This window comes from Arthrobacter sp. S2(2024) (assembly GCF_036662515.1).
GTDB lineage: Bacteria > Actinomycetota > Actinomycetes > Actinomycetales > Micrococcaceae > Arthrobacter.
Genome location: NZ_JAYKZI010000004.1, coordinates 370,661 through 389,441, shown reverse-complemented (window position 1 = coordinate 389,441; position 18,781 = coordinate 370,661). Strand labels below are relative to the sequence as shown.

The following is an 18,781-nucleotide window of genomic DNA, read 5'->3' as shown; positions in this document are numbered from 1 at the left end:
ATTCACCAGGGCCTCCTCAATTGGCGGTAGTCGTAGTAGACCAGGGTGCCGCCCCTCGGCACGACGGTTCTCAAGCCAATCGATGGGCCTTTGATGACGGCCACCACCCCTTCCTGGGACCCGTTGAAGGGGTCGTCGCCAGCTACGTAGTCGCCCACCTTGAAAGGGGAAGCAGTGCTTTTGGCCTGCGTGGCTGCCCTGGTAAATATCTGGCAAAGTCGCGAAGCCAGCGCATGGCGGCGCTGCTTGCGCATCCGAGCAGCGTGCCTTGAGTAAGGATCGAACATCGGAATCACTCCTTTGCAAGTCGCGATCATCCAACGGTAGGCGTGGACCACACGCAACACATGAGTGACTTGCACCCGTTATGGCCCACGGGCCACTCACGTCACTTGGACCACTACTCGGACAAGGACCCCAGGGCGAGCAAGTGGTGATCCGAGTAGTCCGGTCAAAAGACGGGTAGGGGTTACGCATGCCAGGCCGGGTGAACAGTCCATACGCTCAAGGCAAATGTTCCGTCAGGTCTGGGAGGGGGGAACAATGCGACGAGCGGCAAAAGCAGGAATTGTCGTTGCAGGTGTGGTGGCGGTCGGGCTGGCAGGGGCGATCACCCTCAACGCGACGCAGACATCATCTACCTCGATTGCCGGCGCCCCGCCGTCAGCCACCGTCAGTGCGGCAGCTTCTCCGCCCGGTCCCACCAAGACGCCAGCCACGACGCCGAGTGCCACCGCTTCAGCGTCAGCCGCCGTCGCCTCTGCCAGCGCTTCCGCTAGTGCTGCGCCTTCAAGTCAAGCCCCGGTTCCTGCTCCGCCGACGAGTGCCAAGCCCGATGCCCCCGAGCCGGCGCCAGCTGCGCCGGCTCCGGCTCCCGCGGTTCCCGCTCCTGTGCAGCAGGGCCTCGACGCAGCGGGGATCCAACGCATCAAGGACAGCTGCAGCGCCCGGCTGCAAAGCGATGCCGCCCACTCCTCAATTGTGACCGGAACGGTGGTGCCCCGGCCATTTTCAGTGGTGTCCATCGCGTTCTCCGGGAACCCGGTGCAGTCAACGGCGGCCTCCGGCCTGTCGTCGTACGACATCCTCATGAAGGTCACCCTCAAGCTGGTTGATGGTCCTGCCCAGGACAGCGTGCGGGTTTGCCGGGTCTACGACTCGGACTCGCACGTGGATTGGCTTCCCGCCGGCTGAGTCCGCGGTTGCTCCCCGTCCTACGGCCCTAAGACTTGGCGCCTGTGAGCGCCAGCGTCCCGCCGAGCCCGATCATCATGACGCCGCCCATGGCACCCAGGGTGGAGATCCGCCGCGGCGAGCGGGCAAACCAGTGGCGTGCCGTGCCCGCTGCGAGGGCCCAGATGCTGTCGGAGATGAGGGCGATCACCAGGAAAACAGCTCCGAGTTCGGCGAGTTGAAGCGGAATGCTGCCGCTCGAATAGTCCACGAACTGCGGCAGCACAGCCACGAAGAACACGATCGATTTCGGGTTGCTCGCACCAACGATGAAACCCTCGCGGATGAGCCGCCACATGGACCGCGCCGGCGCTGGACCAGTCGCCGTCGAACGCCCGCCGCGGTGGCGGATCGCCTGCACCCCGAGGTAGACCAAATACGCTGCGCCCCCGAACTTGATGATGGTGAACAGCACGATCGACTGCGCAAGGATCGCGCCGAGCCCCAGCGCCACGGCAATGATCTGCGGAACCATGCCGAGGGCGTTTCCGAGCACGCTCAGGAGCCCGCCTTTGCGGCCAAGGGCGAGGGAACGCCCAATCACGAACAGGACGCTGGGACCGGGGACTGCGATGAGGACCAGTGCGGCCAGCGCAAACGCCAGGAGGTTGGTGAACGGAACCATCCCTGATGATAGCGCTGGCCTGCGGTGACGGTCGATGGCTCGTGGCGCGCCGCCGCCGTCGTCGTCCTCCTCAAGGCACTACGGGCGCTCGGCGACCATGCGAATCGAGGCTGTTTCGTCGACGAGGTCGGCGCGCAGGCGCCCGCCGCCGCGGACCCAGAGCTTGTAGGCCAGCACCAGCAGTCCGAGCCACACGGCGCCTACGTACAGAGCCACGCGAGTGTCCTCGAAGACGCCAAGGATCACGATCACCAGGGCCATGAAGGCGATGGTCACCACGGACGCGGCGGGCCACCACGGCGACGCGAATTCCGACGCCGGAAGTCCCTTGCGCTTGATTTCGCGCTTCATGGCGACGTGCGAGGCGAGGATCATGACCCACACCCACACTGTCGCGAAGGTGGCGATGGATGCGATCACCAGGAACACGTCCTCGGGGATGACCGCGTTGAGCACCACGCCCACCAGCAGGATGCCGCCCATGAGGACCACGGTCATCCAAGGAACACCATGCCTTGAGATCCTGCCGAAGCTCTTCGGAGCGTGTCCCTGCTGGGAAAGCCCGAAGAGGATGCGTCCGGCGCCGAAGATGTCGCTATTGATGGCTGACAGTGCCGAGGTGATGACCACGGCATTGAGGATGTGGGGCGCCGCGGGGATGCCGAGGCCACTGAAGATCTGCACAAACGGGCTGCCGTTGTTCCCGATTTCATTCCAGGGGAACAAGCTCATGAGCACCCCGAGCGTCAGGACGTAGAACAGCAGCACACGCACGGGGACGGTGTTGACAGCCTGCGGGATGACCTTCTTGGGGTCTGCGGCTTCGCCTGCGGTGATGCCGATCGTTTCGATCCCGCCAAAGGCAAACATGACAACGGCGAACGAGGCCAGGAGCCCTTCGAAACCGTTGGGGAACAGGCCGCCATGGTCAACGAGGTTCCCCAGCCCCGGTGCCACGCCGCTGTTGCCGGACTGGAAGCCGAACACGATGATCGCAGCGCCGCCCGCAATCATCGCGATGATCGCCACGACCTTAATGAGCGAGAACCAAAACTCGAGCTCGCCGAAGACCTTGACGCTCAGGAGGTTCATGGCTCCGAGGAGGAGGATGATCGCGAGGACCCAGATCCATCGGTCCACCTGCGGGAACCAGAAGCCCATATAGATACTGAATGCCGTCACGTCCGCGATCGCCACGATGGCCATTTCGAAGACGTAGGTCCAGCCGGTGATGAACCCGGCCAGCGGTCCGAGGTAGCGGCTGGCGTACTGGCCGAACGAGCCTGAGACGGGGTGGCGCACGGCCATTTCGCCGAGGGCACGCATCACCATGAAGACGGCGGCGCCCCCGATCATGTATGCGAAGAGAACCGATGGGCCGGCCTTTTGGATCGCGGACGCCGAACCGTAGAAGAGGCCTGTCCCGATGGCCGAACCGAGCGCCATGAAGCGGATGTGGCGGACATTGAGGCCGCGGCTGAGAACGGTTGTTACCGCGCCTTCGACGCCTTCGACGACTTTGGCGGCCGGCGTCCTGACGGCTGTTGGGGCTTGCTGCATACGAATACCTTCTCGTCATTGGGAGGGGTGGACTGTTAACCAGCAGACCATTCCGCAGCATGCTGTGATGGGCCTCACGGGACATCGTTGTCTCGGTTCTCAGACGCTGCGCCGTGGACTGGTTGTTTCATGCACAAATGTCTGGTATTCCAGACACCTTAATGTTCTGATTGGCTTTCCGATCCGCTCGGTGGGGCGCACGCTTAAGTACGGGATCCCGGACACCCGCCTTGCCGGCTTTGTGGCAGAAGGGCGGGCCGGGCATTACCGTGCACTCGAAGAGGAGCCATGACCACACAGCCGTCCACCCAAGGCCGGGCCGCTTCCAAAGTCCCGGCCGCCGAGAACACCCTGCGCATCCTGAAGTTGCTCGCGTCCCGGCGTGGCCCGATGGCAGCGTCCAATATCGCCACGGCGCTGGGCTTGCCCCGTTCCAGTGTCTATCACCTGCTTGGCGTCATGGAGGCCAACGGCTTTGTCCTGCACCTTCATGAGGAGCAGCGCTACGGGCTGGGGATCAGCGCCTTTGAACTCAGTTCGGCATACTCGCGGCAAGAGCCTTTGTCGCGGCTCGGCCGCCCCATGCTCGCCGCCCTCGTGGATGCGATCGGCGAGAGCGCACACTTGGCCGTCCTGCACGGCCGCGATGTGCTCTACATCGTGGAGGAGCGGGCCAAGAACCGCCCGTCCCTCGTGACCGACGTCGGGGTCCGGCTTCCCAGTCACCTCACGGCCAGTGGCCGCGCGATCCTGGCCGCCCTGCCAAAATCGCAGGTCAGGGCCCTGTACCCGAATGCTGCAGCCTTTACGGCCCGGCATGAAATGGAATCGCCCATCATGAAGTACTCGGCCCTGTCCTCGCATTTGGACCAGGTCCGGCAGCGCGGCTACGCCACCGAACACGGCGAAGTCACGCCCGGCTTCGGTTCTGTGGCCGCCGCCGTCACCGACCATCTGGGATGGCCGACGGCGGCAGTCGCCGTGACATTCCTCGAGGACCGGGTGCCGGTGGAGGAGTGGCCCGCACTGGCCGCCCGCATCCAGAAGACAGCGGACGAACTCTCGATCCGCATCCACGGCCGCCCGTCCTAGCCCGCCGCACCCAACCCCGCCCTGCTCACCAACCCGACCCCCAATCCCAACTGACTCGCAGTTGTTGTCGTTTTGGGCCCTCAGAACGACATCTACTGCCAGTTAGTTGAGTCTGGTATTCCGGACAGCACCCTCCATAAAGCCATTCCAAGACCCTTGCGGAGGGGCTCTACTGGATACAGAAGGAACTTCCACCTAGCAACCTCCAGAGACGAAGGAGTCATCATGGCACCCGCTGATTTCACTACCGGAGCCCGTCCGGTCAAGGCCGCGCGCGGCACGGAGCTGACCGCGAAGAGTTGGCAGACCGAAGCGCCGTTGCGCATGTTGATGAACAACCTGGACCCGGAGGTCGCCGAGCGTCCGGATGACCTGGTCGTGTATGGCGGCACGGGCCGGGCTGCCCGGTCCTGGGCCGCGTTCGACGCGATCACCCGGACCCTGGAGACCATGGAGAAGGACGAGACGCTCCTGGTGCAGTCCGGCAAGCCCGTGGGCGTGTTCCGCACGAACGAGTGGGCGCCGCGGGTGCTGCTGGCCAACTCGAACCTCGTGGGGGACTGGGCGACCTGGCCCGAGTTCCGCCGCCTCGAGGCAGAGGGACTGATGATGTACGGGCAGATGACCGCCGGGTCCTGGATCTACATCGGCACCCAGGGCATCCTGCAGGGCACCTACGAGACCTTCGCCGCCGTCGGGAACAAACTCGCCGCCGCAGGCCGCCACCCGGCGCCGGCCCCGGAGGGTTCCACCGAGGGGCCGTTGGCGGGGACGCTGACGCTGACCGGCGGGTGCGGTGGCATGGGCGGGGCCCAGCCGCTCGCGGTGACCCTGAACGACGGGGCCTGCCTGATCGTGGACGTGGACGAGTCCCGGCTGCGCCGCCGCGTGGGCAAGCGCTACCTGGACGAGGTCGAAACCGACCTGGACACCGCGATCGCCAAAGTCCAGGAAGCCAAGGCCGAGCGCCGCGGCTGGTCCGTCGGCTACGTGGGCAACGCCGCCGAAGTCTTCCCCGAACTCCTGGCCCGCCACCGGGCCGGGGAGATCAGCATCGACGTCGTGACGGACCAGACCTCCGCGCACGACCCGCTCTCCTACCTGCCCGAAGGCATCACCGTGGACGAGTGGCACGCCGAGGCCGAAGCGGACCCGGAAGGGTTCACCAAGAAAGCCCAGGCCTCCATGGCCCGCCACGTCCAGGCCATGGTCGAGTTCCAGGACGCCGGGGCCGAGGTCTTCGATTACGGCAACTCGATCCGCGACGAGGCCCGCAAGGGCGGCTACGGCCGGGCGTTCGAGTTCCCCGGCTTCGTCCCGGCCTACATCCGGCCCCTGTTCTGCGAAGGACTGGGCCCGTTCCGCTGGGTCGCGCTCTCCGGGGACCCCGAAGACATCGCCGTCACCGACAAGGCGATCAAGGAACTGTTCCCGGAGAACACCCACCTGCACAAATGGCTCGACGCCGCCGCCGAACGCGTCGAGTTCGAAGGCCTCCCGGCCCGGATCTGCTGGCTCGGCTACGGCGAACGCGCCAAGGCCGGGCTGCTGTTCAACCAGCTCGTCGCCGAGGGCAAGGTCAAGGCCCCGATCGTGATCGGCCGGGACCACCTGGACTCCGGCTCCGTGGCCTCCCCGTACCGGGAAACGGAGTCCATGAAGGACGGCTCCGACGCGATCGCCGACTGGCCCCTGCTCAACGCCCTGACCGCCGCGTCCTCCGGGGCGACCTGGGTCTCCATCCACCACGGCGGCGGCGTGGGCATCGGCCGCTCCATCCACACCGGCCAGGTCTCCGTCGCCGACGGCACCGAGCTCGCCGCCCAGAAACTCGAACGCCTCCTCACCAACGACCCCGGCATGGGCGTCATCCGCCACGCCGACGCCGGCTACGACCGAGCCATCGAAGTCGCCCACGAACGCGGCGTCCGCATCCCCATGGAAGAAAGCAAGTAGGAACACCCCGATGACAACCATTACCCACGAACCGCTGACCGTTACCCTCGGCTCCAGCGGAGTCACGCCGGAGGACGTCGTCGCCGTCGCTCGCTACGACGCCAAGGTGACCATCTCCCAGGAAGCCCTGGACACTGTTGCCAAGGTCCGCGCCCACATCGACGGCCTCGCGCACAGCGAAGTTCCGGCGTACGGCGTTTCGACGGGCTTCGGCGCCCTGGCCAACCGCCACATCCCCAATGAACTCCGCACCCAGTTGCAGAAGTCGCTCATCCGCAGCCACGCCGCAGGCATGGGCCCGGCAGTGGAGCGCGAAGTGGTCCGCGGCATCATGTTCCTGCGTGCCAAGACCCTGGCCTCGGGCCGCACGGGCGTTCGTCCCGTGGTCCTGCAGACCATGGTGGACGTCCTCAACGCCGGCATCACCCCGGTAGTCCGTGAATTCGGCTCCCTGGGTTGCTCGGGCGATCTCGCGCCGCTGTCCCACTGCGCTTTGGTCCTGATGGGCGAAGGCGAAGCCACCGGCCCCGACGGCGAGCTCTACGGCGCCGCCGGAAAGAAGCCGGTTGCCGAACTCCTCGCCGCGCACGGCATCGAGCCGGTGGTCCTCGCGGAAAAGGAAGGCCTCGCGCTCGTCAACGGCACCGAGGGCATGCTCGGCATGCTCCTCATGGCCATCGCCGACCTGCACCTGCTGCTTACGACGGCGGACATCACCGCGGCGCTCAGCGTCGAGGCGCTGCTCGGCACCGACCAGGTGTTCCTGCCTGAGTTGCACGCGGCCCTGCGGCCCCACCCGGGCCAGGCCGCAAGCGCGGACAACATGCTTCGGGTGCTTTCCAACTCGCCGATCGTCGCTTCGCACCGCGTCAACGACACCAAAGTCCAGGACGCGTACTCGCTCCGCTGCGCACCCCAGGTGGCCGGCGCGGTCCGCGACACCGTGACGCATGCCGAACTCGTGGCTTCCCGTGAGTTGGCTGCAGCCATCGACAACCCCGTGGTGCTCCCGGACGGCCGCGTGTCCTCCAACGGAAACTTCCACGGCGCCCCGGTGGCCTACGTCCTGGACTTCCTGGCGATCGCCGTGGCGGACCTGTCCTCCATCGCCGAGCGCCGCACGGACCGCATGCTGGACCCGGCCCGTTCGCACGGACTCCCGGCCTTCCTCGCAGACGATCCCGGAGTGGACTCGGGCCTCATGATTGCCCAGTACACCCAGGCCGGGCTCGTCTCGGACAACAAGCGGCTGGCCGTCCCGGCATCGGTGGACTCCATCCCGAGCTCCGCCATGCAGGAAGACCACGTCTCCATGGGTTGGCACGCTGCCCGTAAGCTCCGGAAGGCCATCGAGAACCTGCGTCGCGTCCTGGCCGTGGAACTCGTGACGAGCGCCCGCGCCCTCGACATCCGCACCAAACTGTCCGGTGGAGAACTCACTCCGGGGCCTGCCGGCACCGCCGTGATCGAGGTGCTGCGCGGCGTCGTCGACGGTCCCGGAACTGACCGTTTCCTCTCACCTGAACTGGAAGCGGCAGACCGTCTTGTAGGCGCTGGCGAGGTGCGGACGGCCGCCGAATCCGCCGTCGGAATTCTCGCCTGACGCCGAACAAAATACTGTTCGAGTGAACAATAGGAAGCGCCCCGGAAATGTTTGGCAATACGTGCCCCGGGGCGCTTTCTGTGTAGTAGAACTTATGGGGTACGGCATGTCCACGCCGACGATGTCGTGGGCCTGCCGGGGAATATCCGTTTACAACTGAAAACAACGAACATCCACAAAGGGGTAGAAGTTCAATGAAGGCACGCGGGACAGTCCTGTCCAGGCGAATCGCACAGTCCGCCGTCGTTTCCAACTGGGGAACGTTGAAGGTGGGGGAGCGGATCGAAGTCGTAAGGCACGCACATGTGGTCGCGGCGGGGGAGGTGCAGGAAGTCTCGGGCAGCGGCAACGTTGTGTGGCTTGAACCCGCAGGACCTGGCGCCGATGAAGCCGCCAAACAGCTTTTCATGAAGTCCGACGGCGTGGAGTTGCGCCGGGTGTAGGGACTCCGCAAAAACCGGGTTAAAGGACCGGGGCTTGTTTCCCATTCCGCGCCGTCTTGGCGTGGTCTGGAAAACAAGCTCCGGTTTTTCTTGTCTGTACCTATTTCAGGGCCTGTCCTTAGGCGGCGAGGACCTCACGGGTCTGGCCGAACGGGACGGACTCGTCCAAGGCGACCGTGTAGCTTCCGGGCTCCCGGCGGGTCACCAGGATCCCGCAGCGGCCGTCTTCGGCAGCGGCTTCGATGAGCGTGCTGACGGCTTCGTCGAGTCCGGCATGGACTTCGTCGACGGACGCAAAGGACAAATGGATCTCGTTGTTTTCTATCGTGGCAGTGCTCATTGGGGGCCTCCTTCTGCAGGATGCCGCGTTGGGGAGCGGCAATTCCTGCATAAAAGATAGCAAAGAGTCGTCGGATGTCTGTCATTCTGGGATCTGGATCACCGGCGTACCATCGCTCGCAAGAGCTTCACGGCCACGGAGAGTGCGGCTATATCCACCGGGCCGGGCTTGATCGCTTCCTTGATGGTGTCCTGGATGCGGGCGAGTTGTTCGATGTTTCCGCGTTCCCAATCCTGGATCCTTCCTATGGGGTCGGCGCTTGCCTCGGGGGAGCGGGGAGTGTGCCGGACCACGGCCTTGGTCATGTCGGCAAGGACCAGATACATGTCGTCGCGAAGGGCTGCGCGCGCCAAGGCTTCCCAGTGGGTGTCCCGCGGCAACAGCGTGATGTGTTCCAACAGGGGAATGGCCGAAATCCGTTCGAACACGGCGAAGTACACCTCGGCGACGTCCTCAACGGGCTCTTGCAATTCCTCGGCGATCGCGGAAATGTCCAAAAGGCCGTAGCTGACCAGGAGTTCCGAGGCTCGAAGGCCCAGTTCGTGTGGCAAGCCCACTGAATCCGAATGGGCAAGGCGCGTCAACGAGTGTTGGAGGTTTATCCCGTGCAGGAAGCGCGTGAAATTTGCCCGCATCAGCGACATGGGCCGCTCTAGCCGCGCAAAGGCGTCCGCAATGGGCTTGTCGCGGAAATCGTGGGTGACGTACCAGCGGGTGGACCGGTCGAGGAGCCGGCGCATGTCCAGGGCCACGGCGCATCCATGTTCGCTCGGGACGCTTGCCGGTACCCGCGCGATGGCTTCAGTGACCGAATCGAAGTCCCAGATTCGGCGCATGACCACGAATCCGCGCGCCACCGCGGCCGCCGAAACCGTGGTCTCCTCCATGGCGCGGAACGCGAAGGCTATGCCGCCGAGGTTGATCATGTCGTTGGCCACCACAGTGGCAACGATTTGGCGGCGCAGGGGATGCGTGGAGAGGTCCTCGCCGAACCGTTCCGAGAGCTGACGGGGAAAATAGTCGCGCAGCGTTTTCGAAAACCATGGATCGTCCGCGAGCCCGCCCTCCGTCAGTTCCCGCGCGAGCTCGATCTTCGCATAGGCCGCCAGCACTGCGAGTTCAGGTGAGGTCAGTCCAACTCCGGTCCTTACTCGCGCCTGGATTTCCTTGGTTGTCGGCAGGCATTCGAGCTCCCGGTCCAGGTCCGTGGCTGACTCGAGCCAGTCCATGGTCCGTTCGAAGCTCGGGCTCCACTCGAGGACCAGTTGCCTGTCATTGAGGAGGAGGACGTTTTGGTCAACGTTGGTTTTCAGCACGAGCCTCCCCACTTCGTCCTGGAGTGAGTGCAGGAATTTCGTCCTTTCGTTGGGGGACATCTTGCCTGCGGCGATCATCCGGTCCAGGAAGATCTTGATGTTTACCTCGTGGTCCGAGCAGTCCACGCCGGCGGAGTTGTCGATGGCATCGGTGTTTACGCGGATTCCGGCCAGCGCAGCCTCGATCCTGCCGCGTTGGGTGATGCCGAGATTGCCGCCCTCGGCGATGATCCGGGTACGCAGTTGGGCGGCGTCCACCCGGATGGCATCGTTTGACTTGTCTCCGACGTCGGCATGCGTCTCGGCGGAAGCCTTGACGTAGGTGCCGATCCCACCGTTGTAGAGCAGGTCGACGGGGGCCGTGAGGACGGCCCTGAGCAGCTCAGGCGGGCTCATCGCCGTCGTGCCCTCCTCCAATCCCAAGGCGAGGCGGACAGGCTCGGTGATGCCGATTGATTTGTCGGCCCGGGAGAACACTCCTCCACCGGGACTGAGCTTCGCGGGGTTGTAGTCGGCCCAGGATGAGCGGGGGAGCTTGAAGAGCCGTTTCCGCTCGGCGAAGGAAATGGCCGGGTCCGGGGTGGGATCCAGGAAGATATGCCGGTGATCGAAGGCCGCCACAAGCTTGATGTGGTTCGAGAGCAGCATGCCGTTGCCGAACACGTCGCCGCTCATGTCGCCGATGCCCACCACGGTGAAATCCTCGGCCCGGGAGTCGATGAGCAGCTCGCTGAAATGGTGCCGCACGGACTCCCAGGCGCCGCGGGCCGTGATGCCCATCTGCTTGTGGTCATAACCCACGGAACCGCCGGACGCGAACGCATCGCCCAGCCAGAATCCGTACTCTGAAGCGAGGTCGTTGGCGATGTCGGAGAACGTGGCTGTGCCCTTGTCCGCGGCCACCACGAGGTAGTAGTCGTCGCCGTCGTGCCTCACCACGCGCGCCGGCGGGACGACGCGTTCGGCAACCAGGTTGTCCGTGATGTCCAGTAGTCCACGAACGAAGATCCGGTAGCTTTCCTGGCCCTCGGCCAGCCAGTCCGCCCGGTCTTCGGCGGGGTCCGGGAGTTGTTTGGGGTAGAAACCACCCTTGGCTCCGGTGGGAACAATGACGGCGTTCTTCACGGTCTGGGCTTTCACGAGCCCCAGGACCTCCGTGCGGAAGTCCTCCCGGCGGTCGGACCAACGCAAGCCGCCGCGGGCAATGGCGCCGAACCGCAAGTGGACGCCTTCCACGCGTGGCGAGTAGACCCAGATTTCGAATTGTGGCCGGGGTGCAGGTGCAGCCGGGATGGAGGAGGGGTTCAGCTTGAAACTCAAATACGGTTTGTTGAGGTAAAAGTTAGTGCGCAGGGTGGCCTCCACCAGGCTCGCCAGGGAACGCAACAGGCGGTCGGCGTCGAGGACCGGTACGGCGTCGATCGCTTCGGCCAGTTCCTTGCGCGCGGCGTTGGTGGCTTGCGTCCGCGAGCTGTACTTGCCGCGGTCCGTTTCGAACAGGTCGCTTCCAGCCGCCATCTGCTCAGCAGGCGTCTTGTCAGCGGGCGCCGGCGCCCGCAGTTCAGGATCGAACAGATCGGGGTCGAACCGGTCCGGATCGAACTTCGCCTCGAAGAGCGAAAGCAGAGCGCGGGTTGCCCGCACATTCTCACGAAGGGTATCCGCGATGAACCCGTACGAATTGGTGCTCCCCAGCTGCCGGAGGTACTTCGCATACGCGCGCAGGATGGCTGTCCGCCGCCAGTCGATCCCCTCCCGGATGACCAGGGCATCGAAGGCGTCGGACTCCGCATCTCCCCGCATCGCGGCACAGAACGAAGCGGCCAGGAGCTCGCCCGTTCGCACGGGATCAACTCCGCGCGGATACACGAGGCCAAGGTCGTAAAGGAAGAAGGACCGCCCGTCGGCACGCTGCACGTCGAATGGCCGCTGGTCCAGGACGCGCAAGCCTAGGTTGTGGAAGAGGGGCAGAATCTGGCTCAGGCTCTGCGGGCGGGTCAAATAGAGCCGAATCCGCGCATCCTCGGCGAGGACAGCGGTTCCCTGGCGCCTGTAGACGGTGAGCAGCGGGTCCGCGGTGTCGCCGTCGGCCGGGTCCCCGTCCATGGGCGCGAAACCCTCGAACCGGACGATGTCCTGAACGGCGTCTTCCACCTCGTAATCGGCCTTGTAGCTGGCCGGAAAGGCGGCAGCCCATTGCCGGGACAGCCGGGCGGCCTCGTCTGCGGGGAACCTTGCCCGCAAGGCTTCGTCCAGGCCTTCCGTCCAGGACCGCGTCGCGGCGATAATCCGCTGCTCCAGTACCGCACGGTCGACGACGGCGGGCGCCCCCTCGCGTGGCAACAGGACCCGGAAGAACACCCGGGCCATGGCGGATTCGCCCAGGCGGAGCTCGAACTCGATGGCCCCGGAACCGAAGGCCTCGCGAAGTTCGCGTTCAATGTTGAGCCGGACGGCCGTGCTGTAGCGCTGCCGCGGCAGGAAGACCAATGCCGTCATGAAGCGGTTATGCGAGTCCGGACGAAGGAACAACCGGGTGCTGTGCCGTTCTTGGAGGCGCAAGATGTCCCGCGCGTGCTCCGCCAACTGCCCGGCGTCGATGTGGAAGAGCTCGTCGCGCGGATAAGCCTCCACCACGGCCAGGAGTTCCTTGCCGCGGTGTGATGCCGGCGGGTAGCCGAACGTCCGCAGTACCTCGTCCACAGTGTCCCGGATGACGGGAATCTGGAGTGCCGAACGGGACGCCGAGCTGGGAGCGAAAAGGCCGACCCAGGTGCGCTCGCCGATCTTGTCAGCCCCGGCCAGGGTGATTTCGTCGAGGTAGGCACGCCGGAGTACCGTCGAGCGGAGCGTCGACTTGGTGAGCGTCAGGAGGGGCTTTGCGCTCGGCCCACCTTCGGACGGCCCACCTTCGGGCGGCCCACCTTCGGGCGGCCCGGCCTCGGACGCGTCGCCCGCCACCTTCCGGAGCAGTCCGAGACTCCTCCGGCCGCGGTAGCCGAGGAACACGAAATTCCCGTCGTCCAGCCAGCGCAGCAACTCCCGGACCTCCCCGCCGCCGGACAAACCCGCCAAACCCCCGATCTCGTCGGCAAGTTCCTGGTGGATGGCAGCCGCGTCTTCCGCCGCGGCCCGGACATCGCCAAGGACGCACTGCAGCCGTTCAACGAGGTGTTCGGCACTCGTTTCGTCCGGAAGCCGGGAAATCTCGACGGCGATCCAAGCCTCCGTCAGCGGCCGGCCGTCGTGCTCCAGGGGGGTGACCGGGACGGAAGGCTCGACGCCGGACGGCAGTCCGGTCCGCAGGGGGCCGCGGCGGACGTCGGTCAGGCGGTGGGTGGCTGGATCCCGGGTGACGGTAAAAGTGGGGTGGACCAGGAGCCCGATGGAGGCGTTGTCCCTGGCGATTTCCGCAGTGACCGACGGTACGAGGTAAGGCATGTCCTCGGTGACAATCGCTACGAGGCTCGCGTCGGCCTCGTTCAGGACGCCGATCACAGCTTGCCCGGGAGCCCGCCGTTCAGCCAATGAGCGGTGGTACCGGGCACGCTCGAGGAGCGTGTCCGTGGTGTAGTTGCGGACATCATCATCGGCCACGTGTTCGTAGTAGTCGGTCAGGAATCGGTCCGGGGCGCCGGGGGCAGTGCCTCCCAGGGCGTGGTCCGTGGGCTCGATCCTGGGTGACATGTCGCTGCGCCTCCGCTGCGCAAGGAGCGGCCGTGCTGTAGCGGTCGGCGAAGTCCTGCGCCTGATTTCATGATGGCTGGCGCGGGGCGGGCAGTAAACCCCTGGAATGCGCCGCGAGATGGCACTTCACGTCAGTAAGTGCCGTGAACTGCCATCTCGCGGGTGGTGATGAATCGCCTAGCGCTTGACGGCGTCCAGCTTGAGCATCTTGGCGATGACGCCGTCGAGCTCGGAGTCGTCGAAGATCTTCTTCCAGTCGTCCTTGATGATGGTGTCCTTGCCGTACTGGATGGCAATTTCGCAAGCCTCGGAGAACGGGTTGGAGCCGCGCAGGGCGTTGGTCAGGGCAATCTGGACGTGACCGAACAGCATGGCCTTGGCTGCTTCTTCGGGGACGCCGGCGGTGTGCACGGTTTCGTGGAGTGCTTCGTTGAGCAGGGTGCCGATCATGCAGGCCACGGTCTCCACGAGGGTGGGTTCCAGGATGGCGAGCTGCTTCACGGTGACCCAGTGGACGTCGATGACGGGGGCGTAGATGGTGCGGATGGTCGCCTCGGCTGCGTCGCGGGTTGCCGCGGGTGCGTCCTCGTCGATCGCTGCCACGACGTTCTGCGGGGCGCCCTGGCCGCCGAAGGTGTCGGCCCATTCTTCCTTGGTGGTCCGCTCGAGGAACACGGAGGGGTGGCACGGGTGGGCGACGGCCTGGACGACGTCGTCGCGCTTGGCCAGTAGTCCGGCGTAGGCGGCGGCCGGGTCCAAGGTAAGGAGGATCGAGCCGGGCTTCATCTGCGGGACGACGCCTTCGGACACGATGCCGAGGACGGTGTCCGGCACGGCAAGGATCACGACGTCGGCGCCCTTGACGGCGTCGTCCGTAGCGGTGATCTCGCGGCCTTCGGCGCGGACGCGCTCCTGGCCGGCGGCGGAGTTCTCGCTGTAGGTGACGGTGTGGCTGCTCTTCTGGAGGTTGGCGGAAACGCGCATCCCCATCTTGCCACCGGCTCCAATAACGGCGACGGTCAATTGTTCTGCTGACATTTCACTTGCTCCTTAGGAATTCGAGGCTTTGTTGGGTCCACTGGTTTTCGAGGCGGATGGTTTCCGCCTCGGAGTCCTGCCAGGGCAGCCAGTGTTCGACGATCTGGTTGATGTTTCTTTGCGAGGGCTGGATCTTGCCGGCCATGTAGTCGTAATCCAGGAGGCCTTCGCCGAGCGGCGCGCCGGAGTACGTGAACCCGACCCACCCCTCCTTGCGGCTGAACGCAAAGTCTTTGATGTGCATATTCAGGACGTAGGGCGCGACGGCGTCAATCACCTCGCGCGGCATCTCCAGCGCCGCGACGGTGTTGGCGGGGTCGCTGCAGATCCCGAGGTACGGGCTGTCCACCCGGCGGATCACGTCCAGGATCCGAGCGGTAGGCACCTGTTCGTAGGTCTCGACGGCGATCCGCACGCCTGCCGCTTCGAAGGCCGGCAGGACCTCGGTGAAGATCGCGGTGGCTTCGTCGGCGTCGGGCGCGTGGCCGGGGACGTTGAACATGGTCCTCAGTAGCTCCGAGCCAAGGATCCGGGCGATGTGCAGGAACTTGCGCAGGTGCTCCGGACGGATGCCCTTCGTGCCGAGTTCCAGCGTGATGCCGAGGGAGTCCGCGGTTGAGCGGACGGCGGCGAGTTCGTCGTCGGACATGTGCTCGAGGGGAGCATAGTCGCAGATCTGGAACAGCTCGACGCCCAGGTCCGCAGTGCAGGCCAGCGCGTCGTGGATGCTCAGCGGCGCCGAGACGGCGTCCGAGAGTTGCCAGAAGAACGCGTAGCTGCTCAGGCCGATGGTCGAGCTCATACTGTCACCCCTTTCCCAACAAGGCGTGCGGCAGCCTCGTCCAGGATGGTCTTGAGGGCTTCCGGATCGTGCGCGAAGCGGCCGAGGAACAGGCCGGCAACGGACATGTCCAACTGGCTGATCAGCCCGGGGCCCGCGCTGCCGCCGTAAATGACACGGCTCCCGGCCTGTCCCGGCAACGAGCGGAGGTGCTCGTCGAGGCCGCGGACCACGGCGCTGATGTATTCGGGCGTCGCGGGTTCCGGCGCGCCGATGGCCCACTGCGGTTCGTACGCCACGATGGTCCGGCCTGCGGGACCGAGCGATTGCGCCCGCTTGAGGGCGGCGTCGATCTCGGCGGAGCAATGGGCGATGGCCTCTTCGGCTGAACCGGAGTTCAGTTCGCCGACGCACAGAACCGGGGTGAGGCCGTTGCGGTAGGCTGCCGCGGTCTTGAGCCCGATGACCCGGTGGTCCTCGCCGAAGATCCTGCGGCGTTCGGCGTGCCCGATTTCGACGTAGCTGCCGCCGATCTCGGCCACCATCTTCCCGCTGACCTCGCCGGTGTATGCGCCTTCGTCTTCCCAGAAGATGTCCTGCGCGCCCGTGCCTGCGCCGGACGTTTCGAGGAGTCGGCCGGCGTCCGCTAGAACGGGGAAGGCCGGCAGGACGAACAACTCGACCTCGCCGCTCCGGACCGCGGGATGCGCGGCCGCGATGGACGCCACTTCCCGGCAGTATTCGAGCGTGCGCTCGTAGCCGAAATACATCTTCAGGCTGACGCCGATGATCGCCTTCTCATTCGTCCCGCCGACGGCGGGTTTAGCAGGAAGTGACACCCTCGTAGTCCTTAATAAGCGTGACTTTCTCGGCGGAGGCTGAGGACTCGTCGAACGTGTAGGTGAGCCACTCCTTGGCGAGGCGGCGGGCCAATTCCAGGCCGACGACGCGCTGTCCGAAGGTGAGGACCTGCGCGTTGTTGCTCAGGACGGCCCGTTCCACGGAAAAGCTGTCGTGGGCGGTGACGGCGCGGATGCCGGGGACCTTGTTGGCTGCGATGGCCACCCCCAGCCCGGTGCCGCATACCAGCAGGGCACGGTCGGCCTTGCCAGCGGCGATGAGCTCGGCAGCAGCGATGGCCACGGACGGGTACGGGGTGTGGCTGACGGCATCCACCCCGACGTCGGTCACGGATTCGACCAGTTCACTGGCCTCGAGGTCGGCCCTCAGGGCTTCCTTGTACTCGAATCCGGCGTCGTCCGATCCGATGACCAGGCGCAGTTTGGTGCTCATGCTGTCTCCTTCATGCTGTTTTCGATCGTGTTCTCCTGGAGGAGGGATTCGTGGACCGCCTTGACGATCAGGGCCATTGAGACGGCTCCGGCGTCCGGGGTGCCCAAGCTCTTCTCGGCATGCGGGCGGGCGCGGCCCATGAGCGGCAGCAGGTTCGCGGTTGCCTCGGCGGCCTGTTGGGCAGCCACGACGGCGGTGCCCCACGCGTCCGTCAGGGACCGGCCGTCCTGCACGCCGGCTTTGAGGGCGTCGCGGAACGGGACCAGGACGTCCACCAAGGTCTTGTCGCCCACTTTGGCTTTGCCGAAGTTCATGATGGCTGCGGCGGCGTCCGCCACGCCGGTGGCTACAGCACCGCCGTCGGGCGCGTTGGCGTCGCCCAAAGCGTCACCGACGGCCCTCAGCGCCATGCCCCACAGCGCACCGGAGGTTCCGCCGGCCTTGTCTGCCCAGGCGTCTCCGGCGAAGTGCAAGGTGGTGGCCGCACCGGCACCGCGTACGACGGCGTCTGCCGCGGCTTCGACCGCGGCGCGGACTCCGCGTTCCATGCCGATACCGTGGTCGCCGTCTCCGGCGATCGCGTCGATCCTGCCAAGTTCCTCGGCGTTCGCGTCGACGACGTCCTTGGCGGCGCCAAGTGCGGCGAGGACGCGGACGGCGGCCGCGCGGGACTCAGCCGAGGCGGCAGGGATGGAAAGTTCGACGTCGGCCAGCCCGCCGTCGTCGGACGCCAGCGCCTGGGCCGTGACCGCGCCGCGACGGAAAGCAGGCGCGTCGGCCGGCGCGAGCCACAGTTGTTCGAGTTCCTCGTCCAGCCAGAAGAGGGTCAAGGATGTGCCTGCCATGTCGAAGCTGGTCACGAGCTCGCCCACCTGCGGATCCACGACGTCGAGTCCTGCCTCAGCGAGGAGCTGCGCGACGCGGCGGTACACGACGAACAGTTCCTCGTACTTCACGCTGCCCAGGCCATTGAGGATCGGGACGACGCGGGCACCACTGATCTGGACACCCTCGGGGATTTCGGCAAGGAGCTTGGCGACCATCAGCTCGGCGAGCTCATCCGCCGTCGGGATGTCCGTTTCGCCGATGCCAGGTTCGCCGTGGATTCCCATGCCCACCGCCATCCGGCCCTCGGGGACGGTGAAGAGCGGCCGCTCCGCGCCGGGCAGCGTGCACCCGGTGAACGCGACGCCGAAGGAACGAGTGCGGTGGTTGGCACGTTCGGCGATCTGCACGACGTCGTCCATGGTGTAGCCGGCCTCGGACGCGGCGGCGGCGACCTTGAAGACGGTCAGGTCCCCGGCAATACCCCGGCGCTTGTGCATCTCGCTTGCGGGGGCGGAGGAGATGTCGTCCGTCACGGCGATGCTGCGGCAGTCGATTCCCTCCTTGCGGAGCTTCTCCTGCGCCTGGGTGAAATGCAGGACATCCCCGGCGTAGTTGCCGTAGCCCAGGAGCACGCCACCGCCGTTGTCCGACGCCTTGGCCACGTTGTAGACCTGCTGCGCGGACGGCGAGGCGAAGAGGTTGCCCATCGCTGCGCCGTGCGCCAGGCCCTGGCCGACGAGCCCCCCGAAAGCCGGGTAATGGCCCGAACCGCCGCCGATCACCAGCGCTACCGTGCCGGGAGTGCTCCGGGTGCTGCGGGCCACGCCGCCGGAGACGCGCCGTACCCAGCGGCCGTGCGATGCGACGAAACCTTCGATCATTTCGTCGGCGAAGGCTGCGGGTTCATTGAACAAGCGGGTCATGCGGAACTCCTGGACCTGTCGGTGGAAATCATGGTGGGAACTGGCGCCTGCCTGGGGGCAGGC

Annotated in this window: 15 protein-coding genes; 5 read left to right on the top strand and 10 right to left on the bottom strand. The window is 65.8% G+C overall.

The window, feature by feature from the left end; all coding sequences use genetic code 11:
• Window positions 1-2: 2 nt before the first annotated feature.
• On the bottom strand, window positions 3-254 hold the full coding sequence (locus VLA65_RS11225) for a hypothetical protein (RefSeq protein ID WP_084784450.1): 252 nt from the start codon (window positions 252-254) through the stop codon (window positions 3-5).
• Window positions 255-543: 289 nt separating this feature from the next.
• Here VLA65_RS11225 and VLA65_RS11220 point away from each other — a divergent pair, with 289 nt between their 5' ends.
• Window positions 544-1,194: a hypothetical protein gene (locus VLA65_RS11220; RefSeq protein WP_332602542.1), complete on the top strand. Its 651-nt coding sequence runs from the start codon at window positions 544-546 to the stop codon at window positions 1,192-1,194.
• 28 nt (window positions 1,195-1,222) lie between these two features.
• Here VLA65_RS11220 and VLA65_RS11215 read toward each other — a convergent pair whose 3' ends face one another.
• Together VLA65_RS11215 and VLA65_RS11210 are read right to left on the bottom strand one after the other, a co-directional pair.
• A complete protein-coding gene (locus tag VLA65_RS11215; protein WP_284991077.1) occupies window positions 1,223-1,858 on the bottom strand; it encodes a LysE family translocator in 636 nt (211 codons plus the stop codon).
• A gap of 78 nt (window positions 1,859-1,936) precedes the next feature.
• Window positions 1,937-3,418, bottom strand: a complete 1,482-nt coding sequence (locus VLA65_RS11210) for an amino acid permease (protein ID WP_332602541.1) — start codon at window positions 3,416-3,418, stop codon at window positions 1,937-1,939.
• 288 nt (window positions 3,419-3,706) lie between these two features.
• On the opposite strand from VLA65_RS11210, the gene VLA65_RS11205 reads away from it, so the two are divergent.
• The 4 genes from VLA65_RS11205 to VLA65_RS11190 all read left to right on the top strand — a co-directional run bounded on the left by VLA65_RS11205 (window position 3,707) and on the right by VLA65_RS11190 (window position 8,512).
• Window positions 3,707-4,510 (top strand): IclR family transcriptional regulator, encoded by an 804-nt coding sequence (locus VLA65_RS11205; protein ID WP_059388453.1) that lies wholly within the window; start codon window positions 3,707-3,709, stop codon window positions 4,508-4,510.
• A gap of 225 nt (window positions 4,511-4,735) precedes the next feature.
• On the top strand, window positions 4,736-6,466 hold the full coding sequence (locus tag VLA65_RS11200) for a urocanate hydratase (protein ID WP_332602540.1): 1,731 nt from the start codon (window positions 4,736-4,738) through the stop codon (window positions 6,464-6,466).
• A gap of 10 nt (window positions 6,467-6,476) precedes the next feature.
• On the top strand, window positions 6,477-8,069 hold the full coding sequence (gene hutH, locus VLA65_RS11195; RefSeq protein WP_306960746.1) for a histidine ammonia-lyase: 1,593 nt from the start codon (window positions 6,477-6,479) through the stop codon (window positions 8,067-8,069).
• A gap of 194 nt (window positions 8,070-8,263) precedes the next feature.
• Window positions 8,264-8,512, top strand: a complete 249-nt coding sequence (locus VLA65_RS11190) for a hypothetical protein (protein ID WP_059388455.1) — start codon at window positions 8,264-8,266, stop codon at window positions 8,510-8,512.
• A 118-nt stretch (window positions 8,513-8,630) separates the two neighbouring features.
• Here the strand turns inward: VLA65_RS11190 and VLA65_RS11185 are convergent, their stop codons facing one another.
• The 7 genes from VLA65_RS11185 to VLA65_RS11155 form a co-directional block, all read right to left on the bottom strand.
• Window positions 8,631-8,852, bottom strand: a complete 222-nt coding sequence (locus VLA65_RS11185; RefSeq protein ID WP_059388456.1) for a hypothetical protein — start codon at window positions 8,850-8,852, stop codon at window positions 8,631-8,633.
• A gap of 98 nt (window positions 8,853-8,950) precedes the next feature.
• Window positions 8,951-13,855, bottom strand: a complete 4,905-nt coding sequence (locus tag VLA65_RS11180; RefSeq protein WP_332602539.1) for an NAD-glutamate dehydrogenase — start codon at window positions 13,853-13,855, stop codon at window positions 8,951-8,953.
• Between the two features lie 177 nt (window positions 13,856-14,032).
• Entirely contained in the window at window positions 14,033-14,893 is an 861-nt protein-coding gene (locus tag VLA65_RS11175) for a phosphogluconate dehydrogenase C-terminal domain-containing protein (protein WP_332602538.1), read from the bottom strand.
• Window position 14,894: 1 nt separating this feature from the next.
• Window positions 14,895-15,695 carry a sugar phosphate isomerase/epimerase family protein gene (locus tag VLA65_RS11170; protein WP_307052916.1) on the bottom strand — a complete coding sequence of 267 codons (801 nt, stop codon included), beginning with the start codon at window positions 15,693-15,695 and terminating at the stop codon, window positions 14,895-14,897.
• The gene (locus VLA65_RS11165; protein ID WP_284990434.1) at window positions 15,692-16,513 is read right to left on the bottom strand and encodes a triose-phosphate isomerase family protein; all 822 of its coding nucleotides are present in this window, start codon (window positions 16,511-16,513) and stop codon (window positions 15,692-15,694) included. Before VLA65_RS11165 ends, VLA65_RS11170 begins: the two co-directional genes overlap by 4 nt.
• The gene (locus tag VLA65_RS11160; protein ID WP_284990433.1) at window positions 16,497-16,967 is read right to left on the bottom strand and encodes a ribose-5-phosphate isomerase; all 471 of its coding nucleotides are present in this window, start codon (window positions 16,965-16,967) and stop codon (window positions 16,497-16,499) included. The genes VLA65_RS11165 and VLA65_RS11160 overlap by 17 nt, the downstream gene beginning before the upstream one ends.
• A complete protein-coding gene (locus tag VLA65_RS11155) occupies window positions 16,964-18,718 on the bottom strand; it encodes a dihydroxyacetone kinase family protein (protein WP_332602537.1) in 1,755 nt (584 codons plus the stop codon). The genes VLA65_RS11160 and VLA65_RS11155 overlap by 4 nt, the downstream gene beginning before the upstream one ends.
• Window positions 18,719-18,781: the final 63 nt, after the last annotated feature.

Excerpts from the sequence above, each read along its gene's own strand:
- VLA65_RS11170 (WP_307052916.1), bottom strand. The coding sequence starts at position 15,695 with ATGAGCTCGACCATCGGCCTGAGCAGCTACGCGTTCTTCTGGCAACTC.
- VLA65_RS11210 (WP_332602541.1), bottom strand. The coding sequence starts at position 3,418 with ATGCAGCAAGCCCCAACAGCCGTCAGGACGCCGGCCGCCAAAGTCGTC.
- hutH (WP_306960746.1), top strand. The coding sequence starts at position 6,477 with ATGACAACCATTACCCACGAACCGCTGACCGTTACCCTCGGCTCCAGC.
- VLA65_RS11155 (WP_332602537.1), bottom strand. The coding sequence starts at position 18,718 with ATGACCCGCTTGTTCAATGAACCCGCAGCCTTCGCCGACGAAATGATC.
- VLA65_RS11160 (WP_284990433.1), bottom strand. The coding sequence starts at position 16,967 with ATGAGCACCAAACTGCGCCTGGTCATCGGATCGGACGACGCCGGATTC.
- VLA65_RS11200 (WP_332602540.1), top strand. The coding sequence starts at position 4,736 with ATGGCACCCGCTGATTTCACTACCGGAGCCCGTCCGGTCAAGGCCGCG.
- VLA65_RS11215 (WP_284991077.1), bottom strand. The coding sequence starts at position 1,858 with ATGGTTCCGTTCACCAACCTCCTGGCGTTTGCGCTGGCCGCACTGGTC.
- VLA65_RS11185 (WP_059388456.1), bottom strand. The coding sequence starts at position 8,852 with ATGAGCACTGCCACGATAGAAAACAACGAGATCCATTTGTCCTTTGCG.
- VLA65_RS11220 (WP_332602542.1), top strand. The coding sequence starts at position 544 with ATGCGACGAGCGGCAAAAGCAGGAATTGTCGTTGCAGGTGTGGTGGCG.
- VLA65_RS11175 (WP_332602538.1), bottom strand. The coding sequence starts at position 14,893 with ATGTCAGCAGAACAATTGACCGTCGCCGTTATTGGAGCCGGTGGCAAG.
- VLA65_RS11225 (WP_084784450.1), bottom strand. The coding sequence starts at position 254 with ATGCGCAAGCAGCGCCGCCATGCGCTGGCTTCGCGACTTTGCCAGATA.
- VLA65_RS11180 (WP_332602539.1), bottom strand. The coding sequence starts at position 13,855 with ATGTCACCCAGGATCGAGCCCACGGACCACGCCCTGGGAGGCACTGCC.
- VLA65_RS11190 (WP_059388455.1), top strand. The coding sequence starts at position 8,264 with ATGAAGGCACGCGGGACAGTCCTGTCCAGGCGAATCGCACAGTCCGCC.
- VLA65_RS11205 (WP_059388453.1), top strand. The coding sequence starts at position 3,707 with ATGACCACACAGCCGTCCACCCAAGGCCGGGCCGCTTCCAAAGTCCCG.